General features: G+C 63.5%; 22 protein-coding genes. 15 read left to right on the forward strand and 7 right to left on the reverse strand.

All coding sequences use genetic code 11. The features are described 5' to 3' along the window. Positions 1 to 9: 9 nt before the first annotated feature. From ACSF9G_RS14120 to ACSF9G_RS14130, 3 genes are read left to right on the forward strand one after another with little or no spacing between them, the layout of a single operon-like run. Complete coding sequence (locus tag ACSF9G_RS14120) at positions 10 to 1,167, forward strand: branched-chain amino acid ABC transporter permease (protein WP_436642680.1); 1,158 nt, start codon at positions 10 to 12, stop codon at positions 1,165 to 1,167. 9 nt (positions 1,168 to 1,176) lie between these two features. Beyond that, positions 1,177 to 1,932 carry an ABC transporter ATP-binding protein gene (locus ACSF9G_RS14125; RefSeq protein WP_436642682.1) on the forward strand — a complete coding sequence of 252 codons (756 nt, stop codon included), beginning with the start codon at positions 1,177 to 1,179 and terminating at the stop codon, positions 1,930 to 1,932. A gap of 5 nt (positions 1,933 to 1,937) precedes the next feature. Continuing rightward, a complete protein-coding gene (locus ACSF9G_RS14130; protein WP_436643260.1) occupies positions 1,938 to 2,702 on the forward strand; it encodes an ABC transporter ATP-binding protein in 765 nt (254 codons plus the stop codon). A 20-nt stretch (positions 2,703 to 2,722) separates the two neighbouring features. On the opposite strand, the gene ACSF9G_RS14135 is transcribed toward ACSF9G_RS14130, so the two are convergent. The 3 genes from ACSF9G_RS14135 to ACSF9G_RS14145 form a co-directional block, all read right to left on the reverse strand. Further along, a complete protein-coding gene (locus ACSF9G_RS14135; RefSeq protein ID WP_436642684.1) occupies positions 2,723 to 3,334 on the reverse strand; it encodes a pyridoxamine 5'-phosphate oxidase family protein in 612 nt (203 codons plus the stop codon). Between the two features lie 77 nt (positions 3,335 to 3,411). Continuing rightward, the gene (locus ACSF9G_RS14140; RefSeq protein WP_436642686.1) at positions 3,412 to 3,753 is read right to left on the reverse strand and encodes a TraR/DksA family transcriptional regulator; all 342 of its coding nucleotides are present in this window, start codon (positions 3,751 to 3,753) and stop codon (positions 3,412 to 3,414) included. A gap of 45 nt (positions 3,754 to 3,798) precedes the next feature. Continuing rightward, positions 3,799 to 4,947 carry a trans-sulfuration enzyme family protein gene (locus ACSF9G_RS14145; protein ID WP_436642688.1) on the reverse strand — a complete coding sequence of 383 codons (1,149 nt, stop codon included), beginning with the start codon at positions 4,945 to 4,947 and terminating at the stop codon, positions 3,799 to 3,801. A gap of 88 nt (positions 4,948 to 5,035) precedes the next feature. Here ACSF9G_RS14145 and ACSF9G_RS14150 point away from each other — a divergent pair, with 88 nt between their 5' ends. Together ACSF9G_RS14150 and ACSF9G_RS14155 are read left to right on the forward strand one after the other, a co-directional pair. Further along, positions 5,036 to 5,881 carry a DUF1194 domain-containing protein gene (locus ACSF9G_RS14150; RefSeq protein WP_436642690.1) on the forward strand — a complete coding sequence of 282 codons (846 nt, stop codon included), beginning with the start codon at positions 5,036 to 5,038 and terminating at the stop codon, positions 5,879 to 5,881. Beyond that, on the forward strand, positions 5,878 to 6,687 hold the full coding sequence (locus ACSF9G_RS14155) for a bifunctional DNA primase/polymerase (RefSeq protein WP_436642692.1): 810 nt from the start codon (positions 5,878 to 5,880) through the stop codon (positions 6,685 to 6,687). Before ACSF9G_RS14150 ends, ACSF9G_RS14155 begins: the two co-directional genes overlap by 4 nt. 135 nt (positions 6,688 to 6,822) lie before the next feature. On the opposite strand, the gene ACSF9G_RS14160 is transcribed toward ACSF9G_RS14155, so the two are convergent. Next, positions 6,823 to 8,253 (reverse strand): mannose-1-phosphate guanylyltransferase/mannose-6-phosphate isomerase, encoded by a 1,431-nt coding sequence (locus ACSF9G_RS14160; RefSeq protein WP_436642694.1) that lies wholly within the window; start codon positions 8,251 to 8,253, stop codon positions 6,823 to 6,825. Positions 8,254 to 8,929: 676 nt separating this feature from the next. Between ACSF9G_RS14160 and ACSF9G_RS14165 the strand changes: the two genes are divergently transcribed. Beyond that, on the forward strand, positions 8,930 to 10,213 hold the full coding sequence (locus ACSF9G_RS14165; protein WP_436642696.1) for a site-specific integrase: 1,284 nt from the start codon (positions 8,930 to 8,932) through the stop codon (positions 10,211 to 10,213). A gap of 105 nt (positions 10,214 to 10,318) precedes the next feature. Here the strand turns inward: ACSF9G_RS14165 and ACSF9G_RS14170 are convergent, their stop codons facing one another. The 3 genes from ACSF9G_RS14170 to ACSF9G_RS14180 are packed head-to-tail and all read right to left on the reverse strand — an operon-like array spanning position 10,319 to position 13,241. Next, positions 10,319 to 10,690 (reverse strand): response regulator transcription factor, encoded by a 372-nt coding sequence (locus ACSF9G_RS14170; protein WP_436642698.1) that lies wholly within the window; start codon positions 10,688 to 10,690, stop codon positions 10,319 to 10,321. Positions 10,691 to 10,749: 59 nt separating this feature from the next. Then, complete coding sequence (locus ACSF9G_RS14175; RefSeq protein WP_436642700.1) at positions 10,750 to 11,376, reverse strand: response regulator transcription factor; 627 nt, start codon at positions 11,374 to 11,376, stop codon at positions 10,750 to 10,752. A gap of 8 nt (positions 11,377 to 11,384) precedes the next feature. Then, positions 11,385 to 13,241: an ATP-binding protein gene (locus ACSF9G_RS14180; protein ID WP_436642702.1), complete on the reverse strand. Its 1,857-nt coding sequence runs from the start codon at positions 13,239 to 13,241 to the stop codon at positions 11,385 to 11,387. Between the two features lie 163 nt (positions 13,242 to 13,404). Between ACSF9G_RS14180 and ACSF9G_RS14185 the strand changes: the two genes are divergently transcribed. The 9 genes from ACSF9G_RS14185 (at position 13,405) to ACSF9G_RS14225 (ending at position 22,164) form a co-directional block, all read left to right on the forward strand. Further along, entirely contained in the window at positions 13,405 to 13,998 is a 594-nt protein-coding gene (locus ACSF9G_RS14185; protein WP_436642704.1) for a hypothetical protein, read from the forward strand. A gap of 45 nt (positions 13,999 to 14,043) precedes the next feature. Then, positions 14,044 to 16,029 carry an alkyl/aryl-sulfatase gene (locus ACSF9G_RS14190; RefSeq protein ID WP_436642707.1) on the forward strand — a complete coding sequence of 662 codons (1,986 nt, stop codon included), beginning with the start codon at positions 14,044 to 14,046 and terminating at the stop codon, positions 16,027 to 16,029. Between the two features lie 112 nt (positions 16,030 to 16,141). Then, complete coding sequence (locus ACSF9G_RS14195) at positions 16,142 to 16,441, forward strand: hypothetical protein (RefSeq protein WP_436642709.1); 300 nt, start codon at positions 16,142 to 16,144, stop codon at positions 16,439 to 16,441. A 19-nt stretch (positions 16,442 to 16,460) separates the two neighbouring features. Then, complete coding sequence (locus ACSF9G_RS14200; RefSeq protein WP_436642711.1) at positions 16,461 to 16,883, forward strand: cysteine rich repeat-containing protein; 423 nt, start codon at positions 16,461 to 16,463, stop codon at positions 16,881 to 16,883. An 84-nt stretch (positions 16,884 to 16,967) separates the two neighbouring features. After that, positions 16,968 to 18,626: an arylsulfatase gene (locus tag ACSF9G_RS14205; RefSeq protein ID WP_436642713.1), complete on the forward strand. Its 1,659-nt coding sequence runs from the start codon at positions 16,968 to 16,970 to the stop codon at positions 18,624 to 18,626. 264 nt (positions 18,627 to 18,890) lie between these two features. Beyond that, complete coding sequence (locus tag ACSF9G_RS14210; RefSeq protein WP_436642715.1) at positions 18,891 to 20,255, forward strand: hypothetical protein; 1,365 nt, start codon at positions 18,891 to 18,893, stop codon at positions 20,253 to 20,255. A gap of 101 nt (positions 20,256 to 20,356) precedes the next feature. Then, positions 20,357 to 20,632 carry a hypothetical protein gene (locus ACSF9G_RS14215; RefSeq protein ID WP_436642717.1) on the forward strand — a complete coding sequence of 92 codons (276 nt, stop codon included), beginning with the start codon at positions 20,357 to 20,359 and terminating at the stop codon, positions 20,630 to 20,632. 17 nt (positions 20,633 to 20,649) lie between these two features. Continuing rightward, on the forward strand, positions 20,650 to 21,096 hold the full coding sequence (locus ACSF9G_RS14220; protein ID WP_436642719.1) for a helix-turn-helix domain-containing protein: 447 nt from the start codon (positions 20,650 to 20,652) through the stop codon (positions 21,094 to 21,096). 39 nt (positions 21,097 to 21,135) lie between these two features. Next, on the forward strand, positions 21,136 to 22,164 hold the full coding sequence (locus ACSF9G_RS14225; RefSeq protein ID WP_436642721.1) for a site-specific integrase: 1,029 nt from the start codon (positions 21,136 to 21,138) through the stop codon (positions 22,162 to 22,164). The last annotated feature ends 5 nt before the right edge of the window (positions 22,165 to 22,169 follow it).

A 22,169-nucleotide genomic window follows, 5' to 3' on the forward strand; every position in this document is an offset into this window, starting at 1 on the left:
CGAAGACCAATGAACGACAAGGCTTCGACCATGCGGGACACGGGACTGGTGCTGGGGTTCGCCGCGGCCGTCCTGACCATGCCGATCTGGCTGACGCCGATCGGGGCGGGCTATCCCGACCTCCTGCAGAAATTCGCGATCTACGGCATCTTCGCCATCGGCTTCAACATCCTGTTCGGACTGACCGGCTATCTCTCCTTCGGTCACGCGGCCTTTCTCGGCGTCGGCTCCTACACCGCGGTCTGGACGTTCAAGCTGCTTGGCATGAACGCCATTCCCGCCGTGCTGATGAGCATCGTTTTCGCCGGCCTGTTCGCGCTGGCGATCGGCTATGTCAGCCTGCGCCGGGCGGGCATCTACTTCTCGATCCTGACGCTCGCCTTCGCGCAGATGTCCTACAACCTCGCCTATTCGGTGCTCACCCCGATCACCAACGGCGAGACCGGCCTGCGCGTGCTCAACAGCGATCCGCGCCTGTTCGACCGGCTGTTCGGGCGCGCCGAGCCGCAGGGCGTGCTGCTCGCCGACGTCTTCGGCATCGAACTGACCGGATACCAGGGCTTCTACTTTTGCGCGATCATCCTGATCGTCGCCTTCTTCATCTCCGTGCGGATCTTCCGCTCGCCCTTCGGCATGATGCTGAAGGCGGTCAAGTCGAACCAGAACCGGATGAACTACACCGGCCTCAACACGCGGCCCTACACGCTCGCCGCCTTCATCATCTCGGGCATGTACGCGGGGCTCGCCGGCGCGTTGCTCGCCGTCACCGACCCGCTGGCCGGTGCGGAGCGCATGCAGTGGACCGCGTCGGGCGAGGTGGTGCTGATGACGATCCTCGGCGGCGCCGGCACGCTGCTCGGCCCCTTCCTCGGCGCTGCGCTGATCAAATATTTCGAGAACATCTTCTCCGCCTTCAACGACAATACCCTGCACGCCTTCTTCTCGTTCCTGCCGGACGGACTGGAGACCTTCCTCGTGTCGGTCACCTCCCTGTTCGTCGGCGAGGGCTGGCACCTGACGCTCGGTGTCCTGTTCATGCTGATCGTCATCTTCCTGCCCGGCGGCATCATGGAGGGGATACGGCGGTTGGGGGCGCTGTTCAGCCGCAACGGCGGCGGCGGCGCCGAGACCTCCAAGGCGGGCGCCGTTCCCGCGCCGGCGGAATAGGGGGTGGTCATGGGCATTCTGCAAGTCACCGACGTCAACAAGCGCTTCGGCGGCCTCCAGGCGCTGAACAACGTCACCCTCGATGTCGAGGAAGGTTCCGTCCACGCCATCATCGGGCCGAACGGCGCCGGCAAGTCGACGCTTCTGAACTGTTTCGTCGGCCGCCTCGTGCCGGATACCGGAACGGTGATGTTCAACGGCAAGTCGCTGCTCGGGATCAAGCCGTTCGAGATCAACCAGATCGGCGTGTCGCGGGTGTTCCAGACGCCCGAGATCTTCGAGGAACTGTCGTTGCTCGAGAACGTCATGATCCCCGCCTTCGCCCACCGGGACGGCGCCTTCAGGATCAACGCCTGGGCCAGTGTTGGCTCCGAGGGTGAGGTTCGCGACCGGGCCCTGCACGTCCTCGATGACGTCGGGCTCGTCGACAAGAAGGACATGATCGCGGGCAGCCTGTCGCGCGGTGACAAGCGCCGGCTGGAGCTTGCGATGTGTCTGGTTCAGGACCCGCAGCTGTTGCTGCTCGACGAGCCGACCGCCGGCATGTCGCGCGCCGACACCAACAACACCATCGACCTTCTCAAGAAGATCGGCGAGCGCGGCATCACCAAAATCGTCATCGAGCACGACATGCACGTGGTCTTCTCGCTCGCCCACAAGATCACCGTGCTCGCGCAGGGAACGGTTATTGCCGAGGGGCTCCCGGATGATATCAAGGGGGACCCCAGGGTTCAGGAAGCCTATCTCGGGGGAGCGCACCTGTGAACGTGATGAGCGTGATGACAGTGACCGACGCAAAGACCGAGACACCCGAAGCCGGCGCCGACACGCCCGCCTTCTTCTCCTGCACCGATCTGCATTCCTACTACGGCGAAAGCTACATCGTGCAGGGTGTCGGATTTCATGTCCGCAAGGGCGAGATCGTCGCGCTGCTCGGCCGCAACGGCGCCGGCAAGACCTCGACGCTGCGCACCATCGCCCGCGCCGACAACCCGGCGCTGAAGCAGGGCGAGATCTGGCTCGACGGTCAGGCGGTCCACCGGATGTCGGCCTTCCAGGCCGCCCGGGCCGGCGTCGGCCTGGTGCCGGAGGACCGGCGCATCATTCCTGGCCTCTCGGTCGAGGAGAACCTGCAGCTCGCCCAGATAGCCGAGCCGGTGGGCTGGTCGATCGATCGGCTCTACGAGCATTTCCCCCGTCTTGCCGAACGCCGCAAGCAGGAGGGCGTCACGCTGTCCGGCGGCGAGCAGCAGATGCTGGCCGTCGCCCGGGCGCTCGCCCGCGAGGTGAAGCTGCTGCTGCTGGACGAGCCCTACGAGGGGCTCGCGCCGGTGATCGTGCAGGAGATCGAGAAGATCGTGGAACAGATCAAGGCGCTCGGCCTGACGACGGTGATCGTCGAGCAGAACGCCATCGCCGCGCTGCATCTCGCCGATCGCGCGGTGATCCTCGACATGGGCCAGATCGTCTTCGACGGCGGCGCCCAGGAGGTGCTCGACAATGCCGACCTGCGCCAGGAATACCTGGCGATCTGAGACCCGCGCCTAGCGGCGGATCACCACAGAGAGGCCTTGGCCCGCGCCGGCCAGTCCTTGTCGTAGGCGTCCCCGTCGATCCGGTTCCTGCTCAGGCTGGCGAGAACGGTGCCCACGCTCGGCAGGCTTTTCGGGTCGACGTGGTTTTCGGGGTTCCACAGGTCCGATCGCACGATCGCCCGAGAGCACTGGAAGTACACCGCCTCGACGGTGATCACGATCACCGTGCGCGGTGCCTTGCCGTCCATTTCGAACGAGGCCAGCAGATCCGCATCGGTGGAGATGGCGGCGGTGCCGTTGACCCGCAGGGTGCTGCCCGACCCCGGGATCAGGAACAACAGCCCGACGCGGGGATCGCGGATGATGTTGCGCAGCGAATCCACCCGGTTGTTGCCGCGCCGGTCCGGCATCATCAGTGTCTTTTCGTCGTGAATGCGCACGAAGCCCGCCTTGTCGCCGCGCGGCGAGCAGTCGAGCCCTTCCGGGCCGCTCGTCGCCAGCGCCATGAACGGCGACGCCGCGATATAGGCGGCGTAGTGCGGCGTGACCCGGTCGACCTCCTTGACCATCGAGGCTTCGCTGGGCTGGCCGTAGATGGCTTCGAGCTCTTCCACTTTGGTGACGATCGACATCGGACGTTCCTTGGCGACGAGTGGTTGGACGCAGGCTCTGGATGACAGGCTGTTCGCGGTTCGGCAAGCCCGCGTGCTCAGCGCGCCGAGGCGCAGCCGACGCAGGTCGTCACGGTCGGGTCGATGGCGAGCCGGCCGGCCGGGATAGGCTCGCCGCACTCCTCGCAGTCCCCGTACGCGTCGTCCGCGATGCGCTGCAGGGCGGCCTTGATCATCAAGATGCGCCCCCGCCGGCGCTGCTCCGCCGCCTTCGCCATGGCCTGTCCCTGCATGGCGTCCATCCGGGAGAGCCGGCCGACGCTCTGCTGGTCGAGCAAGACGGTGCCGCGCGAACCCGCGCTCGTCTCGCTCAGGCTTTCCAGCTCGGCGAGTTCGCCGCGCAGTTTTTCGGCTATCTCGTGCAGGTCCGGACGGCTCATCGCGTGATGGTAGCCGGAAGCGGCCTGTACACCAAACCGGTGCGTTCAGCCTTTTAGCGCCTGCTCCAGATCGGCGATCAGGTCGGTCGCCGATTCCAAGCCGACGGAGAGCCGCAACAGGGTATCGGCTACGGTGCTTTCCGGACTTTCGACTGAACGGCGGTGCTCGATCAGGCTTTCCACCCCGCCCAGCGACGTGGCCGGCACGAAAACCCCGGTTCGCGTCGCGACGGCCCTGGCCGTATCGATGTCGCCGTCGACCAGGATCGACAGCATGCCGCCGAAGCCGCCGGTCATCTGTCTCGCCGCGATCGCATGGCCGGGATGGCTGTCGAGGCCGGGATAGAGCACGCCCGCCACGCGCGGGTGCCCCTCGAAATGCCGCGCGATCGCCAGCGCGGTCTCCGACTGGCGGGCGAAGCGGACGAACAGCGTGCGCATGCCGCGGATCAGGAGCCAGGCCTCGAAGCCGCCCAGCACCCCGCCGGTCAGGTTGCGGACGGCATGGATATCGGCCCAGCGCGCGTCGTCCTTGGCCGTCACCAGCACGCCGGCGGTCAGGTCGGAATGGCCGTTCAGGTACTTCGTCGCCGAATGCATGACGATATCGGCGCCGAGCGAAATGGCCTGGGTCGTCGGCGGCGGTGCGCAGGTGGAGTCGACGCCGAGGATGGCGCCGGCCGAATGCGCCGCCTCCGCGGCGAAGGCGATATCCATCACGTCCCAGGTCGGGTTGGCCGGCGTCTCCACCCAGACGAGTTCGGTCTGTCCCGGCCTGACCAGCGCCTTGAGCGTTTGCGGATCGGTCTGGTCGTAGAGGTCGAGCGAGAGGCGTCCGCGTTCCACCAGGCGCCTGAGCCAGGCCTGCGCGGCGTAGTACATGACTCGCGGCGCCACCACGTGGGCGCCTGGCGCAAGTGTCTCGGTCAGGGCGGCGAAGGCAGCAAGGCCCGAACCGAATACCCGGGCCCCGGCGCCGCCTTCGAGCGTCGCAACGATGTCCTCGGCGTGGGCGAGCGTCGGGGCGCTGTCCCGGCTGTAGATGTGCGGGCCGATCAGCGCGTAGTCCGTGTCGCGGGCGAATGTCGAGGCGCTGTGCAGCGGCGGGACGACCGCGCCGGTCTCCCGGTCGATGCGCCCGAGCGCCTGGGCCGCGAGCGTTTCGGGGTCCAGGTGGTTCTTGCTGGATGTCATGGCGATGTCCGGCTCGGTTCTGTCGCAACGGAGCCGAGCCCAAGCCGGGCCTCCGGTCAAGCCCTCTGTGGCGCGGAGTGGCCAGGTGGTGCCCGGTCGTGTCACTGTTCTGGCCATGCGGACCGGACTCATTGCCGTGGCGGCGGTCGTTCTGGGGGCAAGCCTCGTGCCCGGCCCGCCGGCACGCGCCGAAACCAGGGTCGATCTGGAACTGGTGCTTGCGATCGATGCGTCGGCCAGCGTCGATCCCGGCGAGTTCTCGCTGCAGGTCGGCGGTGTCGCCAGCGCCATCCGCGACCGGGACGTGCTCGACGCGATCGCGTCGGGACCGATCGGACGCATCGCCATTGCCGCGATCGTCTGGGCGGATGCGAGCCTGCCGAAACACGCCGGAGACTGGCACGTCATCGAGGGGCCGTCCGATGCGGAGACGTTCGCGCGCCACATCGAGGCCTTTCCGCGCCTCATCAGCGGCGGCACCGGCCTCGGCTCCGGAATCGCCGAGGCGATGCGCCTGATGGAGCGCAACGGCATCTCTGGCGTTCGCCGGGTCGTCGACGTTTCCGGGGACGGGATCGAGACGCCGCCGCGGGAGAACGTGCTGCTTCTCGCCGATGCGCGCGGCATGGCGCTCGGCCGCGGCATCACGGTCAACGGCCTTGCGATCCTCAACGATGTACCCGATCTCGACGACTACTACCGCGACGAGGTGATCGTCGGTGCGCACGCCTTTGTCATGGTCGCCCGCGACTACGACGATTTCGCCGAGGCATTCCGGCGCAAGCTGTTGCGCGAGATCGAGGAGCGCCCGCCCGTATCCCGCCGCGAGCGCGGTGATCCGCCCGATGAAACCGTGTACCTGCGACCTCGGGGCCCCGCGCGCGAGCCTATCCTTGTGGGGCGAACTGGCGATAGCATCGATCGGCCAGAGTGAGCGACACCATGGCGAAACCGGACGATCCCAAACCGACGCCCGCCTTCCAGGCTGCCGAACGCTATCGTGCGCGCGGCTGGTCGGTCCTGCCGGTCCGGCCGCGCGAGAAGCGGCCGCTGGTCAAATGGGAAGCCCTGCAGACGACGCCGCCCACCAGGGAGCAGGTCGCGGGCTGGTATCGCCGCTGGCCGGACGCCAATGTCGGTATCGTCACCGGCGAGATATCGAACCTGATCGTGATCGACGTCGATCCGAAGCATGGCGGCGGCGATTCGCTGGAACGCCTCGAGCGCCGCCACGGGCCGATGCCGGCGACGGTCGAGGCGATCAGCGGCGGCGGCGGGCGCCACCTGTATTTCGCGCATCCGGGGATGCGGCTTCGAAACCGCGCGGGCCTTGAACCGGGCATCGATCTGCGTGGCGACGGCGGCTATATCGTCGCCCCGCCGTCGATCCACCCCTCCGGCAACCCGTATGTCTGGCGCAAGGGCCATTCGCCCGACGAGATCTCGCCGGCGCCGTTGCCACGCTGGCTCTACGGCGCCCTGACCGGCGCGCGCGTCGGCCGCTCGGTCGCCGACTGGCGCCGGCTCGTGCGCGAGGGCGTGAACGAAGGCGAGCGCAACGCGACGATCGCGTCGCTGACCGGCCATCTGCTCTGGCACGGCGTCGATCCGGATGTGGCGCTGGAACTCATGCTCGCCTGGAACCGGATGCGCTGCAGCCCACCGCTCGACGATCCCGAGGTGGCGCAGGTCGTCAACAGCATCACCGGGCTGCATGAAGAGCCGGCCGGACCGCCCTGATCTCTCTGGATTCCAGCGATCTCAGGCCTTCGACGGAGAAGGCGCCGATCGCCTAAGATGACAGCGTTCGGACGGTTCGTGGCATGTTCAGTTGGCAGGAGCGCCCGCAACGCACGGTCGGCGATGTCGATCCGGTCAGTCGGTGTCCTCGTAGCGAACGATATCGTCTTCCTCCAGATAGTCGCCTGTCTGCACTTCGATGATGTGCACGGGCTCCTCTCCTGGATTCTCGAGGCGATGGCGTGAGCCCGCCGGGATATGGATGCAGGTATTCGCCGGCAGTATCTTGCATGCGCCGTCAAGGGCGGCGCGGACTGTGCCGCGAGCGACGATCCAATGCTCCACCCGGTGCCGGTGCGTTTGCAGCGACAGCCGCTCGCCCGGCTTGACGACGATTTCCTTGACCTGGAACCCGTCGCCGCGGCCGATGACCCGGTACCAGCCCCAGTGCCTGATGACCCGGTCATGGGGGGCGATGTCGCTCTTGCCGGCGCTGGCGCCGGCGCCGGCGCGCGTGGCGACGATATCCTTGACCTTGTCCGCCTCCGCGCGCGGCGCCACGAAGACGGCGCCGTGGCTGGCGGCCACCACCATGTCCCTGAGGCCTTGCGCCACGAGGGCGGGACCGTCGCTGAAGGCGAGGGAACCGACGCAATCGACGAGGTCCACCGGACCTTCGATCACGTTTCCGCCTTCTGCCTGGTTGCTGCGGGCCTCGTAGAGCGCGGTCCATGAGCCGATATCGGACCATCCCATCGATACGGGGACGACGGCGACCTTGTCTCCGAGCCGCTCCGCGAACGCGTGGTCGAAGGAAATCGCCTCGAGCCGCGCATAGGCTTCGCGATCGAGATGCAGGAAATCGCTGTCCTCGCTGGCCTTGTCGCAGGATGCCCGGCATGCCGCCACCATCCCGGGATGCAGCGTCTCGGCCTGGTCTAGAAGCGCGGCCGGATCGAACAGGAATATCCCGGCGTTCCAGAGGAAATTTCCCGACGCGACGAAGGTTTCCGCGGTCGCTTCGTCGGGCTTCTCGTGGAAGCTACGTGCGCGAAAGACATTGTCGGCGCCGGCCGGCGAATCTCCGCGCTCGATATAGCCATAGCGGGGCGCCGGGTGCGTCGGGCCGATGCCAAATGTCACGAGATATCCGGCCCTGGCCGCCGGCATCGCGCGGGCGATCGCGGCGTGGAACGCGGCCGTGTCGGCAATGACGTGGTCGGCGGGGGCCAGCAGAACGAGCCCGCCGGGGGAAAGCCGGGCCTGCGCCCGCAACGCCGCCACCAGCGCCGCCGGCGCGGTATCGCGGATCTCCGGCTCGAGGACGATCTCGGCGGCGCCCGAGGTCGTGCGCAGGTGCTCCGCGATCGCGAATCGGTCATCCCTATTGCCGAGGACGATCGTCTCGATCGGCATCGAAAATCCGTCGAGCCGGTCTACGGTCGATTGCAGCAGCGAGCGGTCGCCGGCAAGCGTCAGGAACGGCTTGGGACAGGACGACCGCGACCAGGGCCACAGCCGTGCCCCGGCGCCGCCGCACATGATCGCGTGGACGAGGTCAGTCAATGGACCTGTTTGCCCGAAGCCAAGAGAGTTCCCCCGAATCTCGTCTCCAGCTATTCGCCGGTATGGTTGCCTGTCCGTATTTTTCAGTTTTCGAAGGGTGAAGTTTGTGTTTCGATTTCCGGACCGATTGTTGTGTTTCGTGCGTATACACGAGAATATTGTATAGCGCGTAGAAGTGCGAAGCTCAATGTCGCGGTTTGCTGGGGAATCTATTGGCCGTGCCGGGGGCGACTGCACGTCGATCAGGCTGAAGCCGCGATGCGCCAGTCTTTGTCGTGCCGGCCCGGTCTTCGTCGCGCCGGCATGAAACAGGCATCGGGTTTGTCGTCCGCACCCGGGGCCTGCCGCCGATCAATGGGAGTGCGCGGCACGGCGGCATCGTCGACTGCGGCTTACGCAAACGGCTATTCCGCCGGCGACGGCGCGCCGACGGCACAATCCCGATCTTTGCTAAGTCTTCGGAGGGAAGTGGTACAGCTGCCCCGGCTCGAACGGGGGACCTCCTGATCCACAATCAAAAGGAATAGGTTTTTTCTCGATGCCTGGCGGTTCTTATTTATCTCTAATTATTTGTAATAAAGAGAAAAAAGACTAGTCTGATTTCTGTCGCTTCCCGGCGATTGCCGTTTCAGTGGCGACATGGTGGCGACACGGCGGAAATCAGGAGAGTGAAACCATGCCGACTGCACGTCTGACGAAGCGCGTTGTGGACGGCCTCCAGCCCGACGACAAGCCGTACATTACCTATGACGTCGACCTGAAAGGCTTCGGAGTCCGGATCCTGCCAAGCGGCGTGAAGTCCTGGGTGGTCGAGTATCGACCGGGTGTCGGGCGAGGCGTTGCCAAAAAGCGAATGACGATCGGGTCGGTCGCGACATTGACCGCAGACGAGGCACGCAACGCCGCGCGGGACATTCTAGCTTCGGTGAGGCTCGGTTCCGATCCCCTGGGAGAGCGGGCCAAGGCACGCGACGCGGCAACGGTTTCAGATCTGATTGACCAGTTCCTGTCCGATCACGTGGAGCCCAAGCGCAAGCCGAAGACGGCCGAGCTGTACCGGCATGTTCTCAATGCCTACGTCCGCCCGGTGGTCGGGAAGCGAAAAGCGGTCGACGTTACCAAGGCGAATATCGCCAAGCTGCATCATGATCTGCGCGACCGGCCGTATCTCGCCAATCGCACGATCGCAGTGGTTGGGTCGATGTACAGCTGGGCGGGCAAGAGAGGTCTGATCCCGGACAACTATAATCCCGCAAACAAGGTCGAGAAGTTCAAGGAGGATCGAAGAGAGCGCTTCTTGTCGGTCGAGGAGCTCGAACGGCTGGGTGCCGCGATCAGAGAAGCGGAGAGCGTCGGCATTGAGTGGACGGTCGACGAGTCAAAGCCGACCGCGAAGCACGCTTCCAAGCCCGGGAACCGGCGCGTCGTAATCTCACCGCATGTCGCTGCAGCCTTCCGCTTGCTGCTGTTTACTGGCGCCCGCCTGAGAGAGATCCTGCATCTTCGGTGGGAATGGGTCGACATGGAGCGCGGTCTGTTGCTGCTCCCCGACAGCAAGAGTGGGCGCAAGGCGATTGTTCTGAGCGCACCTGCCGTCCAGATACTCTCGGAATTGCCGCGCGTCGGAGACTACGTGATTGCGGGGGATAGGGCCGACAAGCCGCGTTCCGATCTAAAACGCCCATGGGCCGCGATCCAGCGACGCGCCGGGCTCGATGGCGTGCGTCTCCACGACCTGCGCCACACATACGCCTCCGTCGGTGCCGGTTCTGGACTGGGATTGCCGGTCATCGGTAAACTTCTCGGACATACCCAGGTGTCGACCACTCAGCGCTATGCCCATCTCGACAACGATCCGCTAAAGCGGGCCACCGACACGATCGGTGCCACGATCGCGACCGCGCTGGGGGATGGCACGGCATCGGGCAACGTGGTCGGTTTAAAAAACGCGAAGCGCTAGGCGTACGCAAACCCGTCTCCGTCAAGTGGTTGATTAGCAAAAGGGGACAATAATAAGTCGGAGTAGCAATACTGTATCACATCGACATCCCGAGGAAATTCAACGTTAGCGGAAAGTCGCTTTCTTGATCGCGGCTTCTATGTCGAACTGTGATGCAGGTTTCAGAATGTAGGCCACAGCACCGGCCGCGAGACAGCACTCGCGAAGTCCTGGCTCGTCCAGTCCAGTAATTACGGCGACCGGGATCGGTGGCGTCGACCGTGCAAGCTTCCTCAGAGTTTCCAGTCCAGTCTGACCGGGCAAGTGGTGGTCCAGGATAACGCATGCCAGAGCCCGGGTGTGGACGGCAGCAAGTAAAGCTTCGCCCGACCCATAAGTAACCGAGTCGTATCCGAGCGCACGAACCAGCCGGCTGAGCGCGCGTTGCACACCTTTGTCGTCATCAACGACAGCGATCAGATTTCGATCACAGATCATTCTGAAAGCTTAGGCCTGCCGCGGGCGGATGGAAATTGGCCCGTGTGCCTATACGCGGCTCAGCCACTCCTGCTTTCGGCATCGAGTTCAACCATCGCGCGGACAAGTTCCGCCAGAGACGGCATCTGCATTTTCCGCATCATACGGGCACGGTGAACCTTGATTGTCTTTACCGCGGTGCCGAGTTCCGCCGCGATTTGCTTGTTCTGCCGTCCGAGCACAACCCGGTCGAGCACCTGTCGCTCACGCGGCGTTAGCGTTTCGAGGCGAACCCGGAGATCGTCAGATGTCGAGATGGCCGTACGAGTCGCATCATCAAACGCCAGAGCTTCCTCGACCGCTGATAGGAGGGTCGAAGCATCTACCGGCTTGGTCAGGAAGTCGACGGCGCCGGCCTTCATCGCGCGTACGCTCGCCGGAATGTCGCCTGTACCTGTTAGAAAAATGGCTGGCGGGCCAATCTCCATAGATGACAGGGATTCTTGGACCCCAAAGCCGTCAATGCCCGGAAGATCTAGATCAATCAGTACGCATCCCGGTTCGCCCGGTTTGTACTCATCAAGAAAAGCTTCGGCACTTTCGTGGCAAATACAACAGTATCCTGCCGAGGAGAGCAGCCGGAAAAGGCTTTTCCGGATTGCCGGGTCATCGTCCACGATATACACCGTCGGCGGCGTTTCGGACATGGTGTCCCTCACGGTTCGGGCAGGGCCAGGATGATGCGTGCACCGGACTCCACATCGTCTTCAAACACGAGCGTGCCGCCATGGGCCGTCGCGATTGACCGACAAATCGACAGTCCGAGTCCGAGGCCATCGGGCCTTGACGTCACGAACGGCTTGAAGGCGTCGACCGCCACTTCTTTCGTAAGGCCCGGCCCTCGGTCGGACACCACCAACTGACGCGTACCGTCGGAGATTACGCGGGTCTCGAAGAGGACATGGCGTTGCGCAGGCGGCAGTTCCTTCATCGAGTCCGCCGCGTTGAGTAATAGGTTGAGGACAACCTGCTGAAGTTGCGTAAAGTTGCCCAAGATCGGGACGGGCCCCTTGCCGCGCCGGAATTCGACATCCGTACGCCGTGCGACCAACTCGCTGTGCAACAAATTGAGCGTCTCGGAGACGACCTCGTTCAGGTCGATCCGCTCCAACTCCACCTCGCCTTCCTTCATTAAGCGCCTGAGCTGGACGATTATGCTGGCCGCTCGCCGATCGTCGTCGGCAATATCGGAGAGGATTTCCGAGATCTCGGCGAGGTCAGGGATTTCCGAACTGAGCAAACGCGAGCCCGCCTCGGCGTTTGCCAGGATCGCGGTCAGCGGCTGGTTGAGTTCGTGGGCAATGGCGCCGGAAAGCTGGCCGAGCTGCGAGCTTCGCGCCGCATGGGCGAGCGCAAGCCGACCTGCTTCCAGCTCCTGCGCTGCTCGCTTCCGCCGTCGCATCTGAACGACGAGGGCGGCGATCGTGATCGACTGGAGCAGCAACACCGTCACGGCAAGGGCAATCTCGCGCCGGTATCGCTGCCATGCGGGCGTTGTGTAGAACAGGCGCACCGTGTCCGCCGGGACAAGGTCCGTGTTGATATCAAAGCGGGCGAGTTGCGGCCAGTTGACCACATTGGTGGCCGGCGCCTTGGCAATCGGCAGCCTGGTACGGCCCCCGTCCTCTATTGCGGCAAGCGCCTCGTCGGCCAGAATCCTGCCGATGTCGGGGAAGGTCGTGACATGGCCGCCTGTGACGCCGGCTTGTAGAAAGGTGCTATGAAACCCGTAGGTGGGCGCGCCGGAGGCCGCGGCGATTGCCCATGCGGCGTCCCTCGGAAGCATTGCCCGGCCGGTGGCGTCCTGGAGGATTGTCAGGATGAGCAGGATGGTATCGCTATCGTAGTCGCGCGCCGCGTCCACGTAGCCGGCAAGCGGCAGGTCCGAGATATGGGACACCAGGAGGCCGGCAAACCGGGTCCCGAGTGCGTTTCGTGCCCGCTCGGCGAGATCGCGGTCGAAGTTCGCAGTGCCGGACATCACGACGATCTGGCGTGCCTCTGGCTGCAGTTTCATCGCGAATTCCACAATCTGGGCCATGTCGTAGGCCCTGTAGACGCCGCCCACGTCGGGCGGCAGATCCGCGTAATTGATCTTGTCCCCGGCGATTCCGGTGAACAGGATCGGGGCGCCCGGCGCCAGGTGATCCCGGTTATCTAGCGCGAAGGACAGGGCCTTGGGCCCGACGGCCAGAACGGCGTCGAAGGTCATGCCCGAGAAATTGTCTTCCAGCAGGCGCAGGAAAGGCGCCGACTGCGGATTTCCGGGAAACCGCGCGCTGTCGAGATAGACGCTGTAGATCTCGCGTTCCGTCGGCAGCGCTTCGGCTAGCCTTTCCTCGATCCCCTTCGCAATCTCAATATTCGCAATGAGCGAACTGTGATGCTCAAAGATGACAAGAAACCGGCGCGGGGACGTATCGGCGTGAACTCCGGCGACTGAATAGGCAAGTAGCGTTGTCAGGATTGGTCCAAACAGGAAACACCAGATTTTAGAACGCCGCCGTATCAATGTAGGCCCTCGGTCCAATTATGCCGCCTAACCCAAGTCCGTAACATACGCCTAGTGAGTGGCAAGGGTCTGCTCTGTCGGCTGGCGTGGCCTCGGCGCAGGAGTTCAGGCCGACTGACGAGACCCAAAGGGCGCCCGCAGGCGCCAGTTTCGGGAGGACTCGATGAGTTTCCTTAATGGTGTCTTGAATCGCGCCGCCGCTGTCGCTGTCGCATTGGTATGGGTCATACCTTTCACCGCGCCGGCAGCGATCGGTTGTGGCTTTCATGCTCCCCTCGATGCGCAGCTTGAAAGCATGTACCCGGGCTCCTTCCCGGTGGCTGTGGCGTTGCGCAAAGCCGCGGACAGCGGTGTCATCGATGCCGCAGCCCTGGAGGCGCCGCGCACGCCTGCCGCCCTCTTCCTCGAAACGACGCCGCGCCTGCAGCGGTTCAAGAAGGCCCTCGCCGCGTCCCCGGCGGCCTCCGAACTGCCGTCGAGCTTCTCTCTCGGCTACGTGGAGAGTCGCTTGTGGACCCGGATCTCCGATTCCGACGGCGAGATCAGCATCGAAATCCATACCAACGGCCCGGCCCCAGGAGAGGCGGTTGTACTGACCGGCGAGCCGGTCGTGGCGGACCTGCTCGCCGGCAGGCTGTCGGTCGACCGCGCGCTGGCCGACGGCATGATCCTCATCGACGGAAACGAGAGCGAAAAGTCGGCCATCCGCCATGCTCTGAATACGACGTCCACGGTTAACAGAATCAGTAGTCGGTAGATCAATTCCAAATTGATGCTCCCGTTGTTCACGGAGGAATATGTAATGAAAATGAAGCTACTAGTCCCTGCCACAATCCTGGCCATCGGTTTCGGCCAGCCGGTCATGGCGCAGGACGCGGCGAAACCTGCCAGTGAAGCGACCAAGGCGGCTAACGCGGCGGTGCTCAAGGAATTGCCGTTTAACAACAAGCAGGCCTTTGAGGACTCCGCGCGTGGTTTCATTGCCCCGCTGGAGAACAACGGCGTGGTCAAGAATGCCAAGGGCGATATCGTCTGGGATCTGCCCAAGTTCGATTTTCTTAAGGGTGACAAGCCGGCGCCGGATACGGTCAATCCCAGCCTCTGGCGCCAAGCCCAGATCATGGAGCACTACACGGGCCTGTTCGAGGTAACGGAAGGCATCTACCAGGTACGCGGCCTCGACATCTCCAATATCACTTTCATCGAAGCCCCGGGCGGCGTGATCGTGATGGATCCGCTGGTTTCCGCCGAGGTCGCCAAGGCGGGCCTGGACCTCTACCGCAAGCATCGCGGCGACAAATCGGTCGTGGCGGTGATCTTCTCCCATTCGCATATCGACCACTACGGCGGCGTCAAAGGTGTGGTGAGCCAAGAGGAGATCGATTCCGGCAAGGTCAAGATCTACGCGCCCGAGGGTTTCACCGAGGCGGCGCTCAACGAAAACGTGATCGGCGGCAACCGCCAGTCGCGCCTCAGCGGCTACCAGTACAGCCAGTTGGTGGAGCCCGGCCCTACCGGCAGTGTGACCAGCGGTCTGGGCCTGATCAACTCCAGGGGAACCATCACCTTTGCCGTGCCGACCAACGTAATAACGGAACCCGTTCAGAAGGAGACCATCGGTGGTCTGGAATTCGAGTTCATGCTCGCCCCGGACACCGAGGCGCCGGCGGAAATGTTCTTCTACATCCCCTCGATGAAGGCTTTGTCCACTGCCGAGGACGCGGTCCACACCCAGCACAACGTCTACAGCCTGCGCGGCGCCAAGGTCCGCAGCGCCTATAACTGGGCCAAGTACCTGAGGGAGGCCAACGACCGTTGGGGAGGCGAAGCCGAGGTTCTGTATGCGCCGCACCACTGGCCGATCTGGGGCAAGGAGCGGATCAGCGAGCACCTGACCAGACAATCCGCCGCCTACAAGTACATCAACGACCAGTCGATCCGTCTTGCGAACTCGGGCTACGACATGGTCGAGGCCGCCGAGATGATCAAGCTGCCCGAGGCGCTACAGTCCGAATGGGGACTGCGCGGCTACTACGGCACCACCAACCACAACGTGAAGGCAGCCATCGACAAGCAGTTCGGCTGGTACAACGGCAACCCCGCCACCCTGCATCCGCTGCCACGGGTCGATGCCGCCAAGAAGTACGTCGACTACATGGGCGGCGCCGACGCGATCGTCGAGAAGGCCAAGGCGGACTTCGACAAGGGCGATTACCGCTGGGTGATGCAGGTGCTGATGCAGGTGGTCTATGCCGACCCGTCTAACATGGAGGCCCGCAACCTCATGGCGGATGCCAGCGAGCAGCTCGGCTACCAGTCCGAGGCGGGCACCTGGCGCGGCTGGTACATGAGCGCCGCCAAGGACCTGCGCGAAGGCGTCAAACCCATGGCGGTCGCAGTCTTCGCCAGCCCCGACACGGTCTCCGCCATGCCGATCGAGATGTTCTTCGACTACCTGTCGATTCGTCTCGACGGTCCCAGGGCTGAGGGCAAGACCATCAAGCTTAACCTCGACTTGCCGGACACCAAGGAGAAATACCTGCTGGTGGTCGAGTACGGCGTCCTCCAGTACCACAAGGATCAGCAAGCCGACGAAGCTGATGCCAGCCTCACCCTTGATCGGGCAACCTTGAACGAGATCATCGGTGGAAAGTTGAAAGTCGAGCAAGGCGTTACCAGCGGCAAGATCAAGCTCGACGGCGAGCCAAAGAAATTCGAAGAGTTCGTCGGGCTCCTGGACACTTTTGATCCCTGGTATCAAGTGGTTATGCCGATCGGCACGAAATGATGAAGTTGGAAGACCGGCGCTCTTTGGTGCCGGTCTTCCGGTCACGAGGAAAAGAAGAAGACACCATTTCAGGGTCACTTCATCTGTCGAGTCCATTCGGGAGGTATCGAAAATGAGACTGAAACGCTGCTTGACCTGGGCCGTCGCCATAACGGCAGCCCTGTTGCTCGAACCGACCCCGCAATCACCTGTCGGCGTGCAGAAAGCACAAGCAAAAGTCGGTCATCCGCTGACGCCGGTCAGCGTTGCCGGCGTGTCCCGGCGGACAGCGCGTCGTACTACACGCCGCGTCGCCTATCGAAACTCGATCGCCGGCTGCTCCCCGTACCGCGCCTACTACAATTGCGGCGGCGTCTACTACGCCCCGACCGTGCAGGACGGCGTCACCGTATATGTCGTCGTCAATCCATAAACATGGCCGGAGAACGTAGATGACCAATCCCAGAAACGGCACTTGGCTATTTGTCCTTGCCCTGACATTCGCGCTTTTCGTGCTGCCCCAGCCCGGCCGGACACAGGGCGTTCTGGAGGACTGCGAAGCGCAAATCGAAGAGTATTGCTCAGCGGTCACGCCGGGCAACGGTCGGCTTATCTCGTGCCTGTACGCGCATGAAGATCATCTCGACGAGACTTGCGCCAATACCATCTCCGACATCGGCGACATCATGGATCATGTCTTCGCGACCATTCGCGATGCGATGGCGACCTGCGCGCCCGATATTGAGAAGCAATGCCCGAATACCGAGTTCGGCGGGGGCCGCATCATGACCTGTCTGCAGGAGAAATCCGCCGACATCACTCCCGAATGCCGGGCGATCGTCGACAAGTTTGCGGAGGAGTTGGCGCAAGAATAGGCAGCCCAAACTGAAGGGCTGTTAGTCCACCAGGAAAAATTCTTTTGCACCAGAGTTAGCCAACCGAAGATAGGGAGACTGGAAATGACAGATGTCAGAGTTCGTTCATCCCGGGCGCGAACGCGTTTCGGCGCCGTTCTGGCGTCGTCGGCCCTGGCGGCCGCAATTACTCTCAGTGGTGTCGCCGTCGTGGCCGCACAGAATGCCAAAAAGCCCAACATCGTTTTCATCATGGGCGACGATATCGGCATGTGGAACATCAGTGCCTATCATCGCGGCCTAATGGCAGGGCGGACGCCCAATATCGACAAGCTCGCCGCGGAAGGGGCGATCTTCACCGACTACTATGCCGAGGCGAGCTGCACCGCCGGACGCGCCAACTTCATCACCGGCGAGTTGCCGATCCGGACCGGCCTGACAACGGTCGGGCAGGCGGGCGCCACGATCGGCATGCCGGACAAGGCTCCGACAATCGCAACCGCCCTGAAAGAACTCGGCTACGCGACCGGCCAGTTCGGAAAGAACCATCTCGGCGACCGGAACGAGTTCCTGCCGACCGTCCACGGTTTCGACGAGTTCTGGGGGTATCTCTACCATCTTGATGCCATGGAAGATCCCTGGCATCCGAACTACCCGAAGGACCTTCTGGACAAGGTCGGGCCGCGCAACCTTCTGCACACATTCGCGACCGACAAGGATGACCCGACCGTCGATCCGCGCTGGGGCAAGGTTGGCAAGCAGCGCATCATCGACGAGGGGCCGCTGCCGCCGCATCCGGTCGAAGGCGTCAAGTACAACATGGAAACGGTCGACAACGTCATCCGCGACCATGCCTTCGACTTCATGGACAAGGCCCAGAAAGACGGCAAGCCGTTCTTCGTCTGGCTCAATCCCACCCGGATGCACGTGATCACCCATCTCTCGCCGGAATACGAGAAGATGCGGAACGCGAACAACGGCTGGTCCATCCAGGAAGCCGGTATGGCGCAGTTCGACGACATCATCGGCGACGTCATGAACAAGCTCGAAGAGATGGGCATCGCCGACAACACGATCATCGCAGTGACCACGGACAACGGTGCGGAAGGCTTCTCTTGGCCCGACGGCGGCACGACGCCGTTCAAGGGCTGGAAGGGCATGGGCTCCGAAGGCGGCTTCCGCGTTCCGCTTGTTCTGCGCTGGCCGGGCAAAGTCGAGAAGGGGCAGGTCATCAACGGCGTCATGTCCGGCCTCGACTGGTTCCCGACCTTCGCCGCCGCCGCCGGCTACGACGGCGACATCGCCGAGGACCTGCAAAAGGGCAAGTCCCTGAACGGCAAGGAGTACAAGGTTTACCTGGACGGCTACAACCAGATGGACATGCTGACAAAGGGCGAGAAGTCGGCGCGTAACGAGTTGTGGTACTTCACCGAATCTACTCTGGCCTCGGCCCGGATCGGAGATTTCAAGTACGTCTTCATCGATCAGCCCGACGGCTGGTTCGGTCCGAAGGTGCCTCTCGATTGGCCGGGGATCTACAACCTGCGTCTCGACCCGTTCGAAAAGATGAATGTCGGCGATTCTCTCTTCGCCGCGAACTGGTGGGCCTTCGAGTTCTGGCGGTTCGTCTTCATCCAGCAGGAGGTCGCGAAGCTGGCCAAGTCGGCGGTAGACTATCCGCCGATGCAGCCGGGCGCGAGTTTCAACCTGTCCGCCGTCAAGGCTCAGGTCGAAAAGGCCATGCAGAGCCGGACCGGGAACTGACGACGTAATACGGTTCGCCCCACCTGAGCGCGGGGCGAACCGTCTCACCGAGTACCAATGAAACAGAGGGGCAAAGCCTTGCGGAAATTGTCCCTTGTTTCGGCGATTGTGACAGGCGCTATTCCGGCTGCGCTCGTCGCGAAGCGAACGCTCCGAATTCGCGGGTGGTCCGTCGAGCGACCTGTCGGTTCGGCTTAGACGTACTGTTGCAGTATTCTGGTCGTGCGCGACTAGACGAGTCGCAAGCCACCGACACGAACTGCCATGTACGAGCCCGATGAAAGGGATGAACTGATTACCCGCGTACAAGCGGGTGAGTTGACGCCGAATGAAGCTGAGGCCGAGGCGGAACGCCGAGGGTTGAAACCCCTCCGGGACGATCCGGACCCGAGTGACTTCGATCCGATGAACGAGCCGAATTGGACGCTCCCAATGGCGGTCGCATGGATTGCCTATCGGACGCCGGAGGCGGTGCGGGAATGGTGGGACGATTATCGCACCAGGTGCTGGGACTGGCGCGAACTGGGACCGCGCAATAGTGCCGACGGCCCGGCATACACCGGCTTCTATCTGGAGCCTCGCGAACGCGCGAATCTCGACAGCCTCCACTTCGAGGAAATGCTCGGCCGGGATGTCGAAGAAGACGACGAGTCTCTGGTGATGTCGGTCTCCGCGGCGATCAAAGACCTGAAGGTCACACTAGGGATTCCCTCACTGCCGGCGACCGGCGTCAACGCCTCGACGGGTATACGAGAACGAATTCCTGCGGAACTCTGGCAGGACCTCGATTTCACCGTCGTCAACAAGCGCGACATAGTGCGGACCGTGAATGAGGAAGGCCGAGGCTACGTCCGCTATGACCATGTCACTGTGCCGCGCGACGCAATGTGGCAGCTCTGGGGACCACGTTCAGCCCAAGGGAAGCCTGAACTGCCGCCCCTGATGAAGCCGGAGGGCGCCGGGTACATGCCGCTCTCCTGCGCGGCGCAGTGGATCGCGACCGAGGGCGGAACCGTCGATTTCGATCCGGAGGATCCGGATAGGTGGAAACCGGCGTTCGACACGCTTATCGACCATATCGCCTCGGGAGAGGTCGCGATCAGCGGAGAGCCCGGTGAGGAGGGCGGCATGCGGGAGCGGATCGACGGAACCGCATTCGCCGGCTGCGAGGTCGACTATCCCTTCTCGGACGACGTCCACGAACTGTACTTGAGCGGGCGCTTCTACATCCGGTCATATCCTTATCTTGACGAGGAGCATTGGCGCGGCGGGTTCGACGATGCCTACGGAAACCGATCGGGCTGGAAGTGGCGCCGGCTGATGGTTCAGAAATCCGACGTTGCTCGGATTTGGCCTTTCGGAGCTGTTGAACGCGCGGCATCCGATGCAGCGAACTACCGAACGGGCGCCCCTGGTAAGCCATCGTCGATGCATCTAGCCGAAGCCGAGTTCACGAGGCGCTGTGAGCGCGGCGAAGTAGCCGAAACCGTGACACGGGAATCGGAGCATCTGGCGAGCTGGCTCAAACAGGTCCATCCGGACGCGCCGCCGCTGACGGCCAAGACGATCAAGAACAGAATTGCCGCTCCCTATCGCGAGTACCGACGAGCGAAGAACACCCGAAATTAAAGTATCGGGCGAATATCGGGCGTCTTTTTCGGGCGTCACGAGTCGAACATTTCATTTCCCGACAGCGCCGGACATGTCCGGCACATGACGCGGAGAATGAAATGGACGATACCCAGACTTTCCCTGAGACGAAGCCGAACGCGCGCTATCTGCGCCGTGCCGATGCGGCCGACTACATCCAGTCCACCTACGGCTTTCCTTGCTCGCGGCAGTGGCTCGCCAAGCTTGCCGTGATCGGCGGTGGTCCCCTGTACCGCAAGGCCGGCCGCACGCCGCTCTATGCGCCGGCCGACCTTGACGCCTGGGCCGAGGCCCGTATCGGGGGGGTGGTTCGTTCGACCTCGGAGACGCCTGAGACCGGCCACAGCCCGGTCTAGCCCGCGGACGCATTCACATGACCAGGAAGCGTCCCTCCGCGCGGCAGGTGAAGAAGAACTGGACCTACGAGGTCAAGCAGCTCGCACGGCTTGTCGGCGTACATCCGAACACCGTCCGGCGGTGGATCTCGAAAGACGGCCTTGAGGTCGTGGATGACAGGCGGCCGTTCCTCATCAGGGGAGAGGCCGCACAGGAGTTTCTGGGCGAGCGGAAGCAGTCCAGGAAGTGCACCTTGAAGCCCGGCGAGATCTACTGTCTCGGGTGCCGCGCGCCGAAGCGTCCCGCCGGCAACATGGCGGACTATCTCCCGCTCGGCGCCGAGCGCGGCAGCCTGCAGGGCCTCTGCCCGGACTGCGGCGGGCTGATCTATCGGGGCGTATCGCCGGCCAAACTGGATGCCGTCCGCGCCGATCTCGACATCGCGTTTACGGAAGCACTGCAACGCATAGGAGGGTGCGCTTGAGCCTCCTCAAACAGTGACTTCCAAAGGAGACTGAACACCATGTCCAAATACAACGCCGATAACGAGCGCAGGAAACGCGAATATGCCGAATGGCGGCGGAACTGCCGCGGGTGCAGCGAGGCGACGCTGGACGCCGATCTCGCCGCCATCCACGACTTCGAGGTCTACACCAAATTCCGCGACTTCAAGAAGTTCCACATCCGGCAGGCGCAGGGCTTCAAGGAGCACCTGCGCGAGCAGACCAATGCCCGCACCGGCGAGCTGCTGAGCGCGGCGACGATCTATTCCCGGCTCAATGCCCTGAAGGCTTTCTTCAAGTGGCTCGCCGACAAGCCGGGCTACAAGTCGCGCATCGCCTATGCGGACGCCGACTACTTCAGCCCCGACCGGCGCGAGGCGGCGATTGCCAAGGCGCACCGGGAGCCGCGCGCACCGACACTGGAGCAGATCCGCCATGTCCTGAAGTCGATGCCCTTCGCGACGCCTATCGAGAAGCGCAACCGGACGCTGGTCGCCTTCACCATCCTGTCCGGCGCCCGCGTCAAGGCTCTCGCCTCCATGCGGCTGCGCCACGTCGACATCATCGAGGATCGCGTCGACCAGGATGCCCGCACGGTCGGGACGAAGTTCTCGAAGACCTTCTCCACGACGTTCTTCCCCGTTGGCGACGACATCCGCGCCATCGTCGTCGACTGGATCGAATATCTGCGTAACGAACTGAAGTGGGGTCTGGACGATCCGCTGTTCCCGGCGACGCTTGTCCGCACCACCGGCAAGTTCGAGGCGATCGGCCTCGAACGGCGCCACTGGACGACGACGCAGCCGATCAACAGGGTCTTCCGGGAGGCCTTCGAGGCTGCGGACCTGCCTTACTTCAACCCGCACAGTTTCCGGCACACGCTCGGCCGGCTTCCCGCGCAGCTCAATCTGACCGCCGAGGAACAGAAGGCCTTTTCCCAGAACCTGGGTCACGACAACCTGGCGACGACGATGTCGTGCTATGCGCACGTTCCCTTCACCCGGCAGGCGGAGATCATGCGGGGATTGTCGAGCGCGGTTCGGGGGTGAAAGCG

The sequence above is a fragment of the Microbaculum mangrovi genome, assembly GCF_051390635.1.
In the GTDB taxonomy this organism is placed as follows: Bacteria; Pseudomonadota; Alphaproteobacteria; order Rhizobiales; family Tepidamorphaceae; genus Microbaculum.